Source organism: Neptunomonas antarctica, assembly GCF_001305295.1.
Lineage (GTDB): Bacteria > Pseudomonadota > Gammaproteobacteria > Pseudomonadales > Balneatricaceae > Neptunomonas > Neptunomonas antarctica.
The window spans coordinates 1-305 of the sequence record NZ_LJSI01000033.1 but is presented as its reverse complement, the minus strand read 5'-3'; the positions used below and the strand labels follow the sequence as shown (position 1 = coordinate 305).

Annotated in this window: 1 protein-coding gene; it reads right to left on the bottom strand. The window is 40.7% G+C overall.

Going from position 1 to position 305, the window contains the following annotated elements; all coding sequences use genetic code 11:
• Positions 1-216, bottom strand: a 216-nt coding sequence (locus tag Nant_RS07795; protein ID WP_156298822.1) for a hypothetical protein, incomplete at its 3' end; no start/stop codon positions are given.
• Positions 217-305: the final 89 nt, after the last annotated feature.

The following is a 305-nucleotide window of genomic DNA, read 5'->3' as shown; positions in this document are numbered from 1 at the left end:
TAGGCCAACAAGATTCGTTTGAGCGCCTACAGATGTTTCTTCGGGCTCCCACGTACCATATTCAACGTCTTGTACCCCAGTTTCAATCTTCACTTGATTCTGCTGGTCTGTAAGGTTCTTCATTCTAGTGTTGAAGCGCCTTTCTTGTGGTGTGTTTTTATCAATCCATACCAAGACAGGCACGACAAAAAACAGTGAAATTAATAAAACCCCCATAACAAGATTTCCTTCCTGTGGTAATCAGACAATGTAGCTCAAGAGGAAACTATAAGCTTACGCACACATTTACACAAATTAATCTGAAC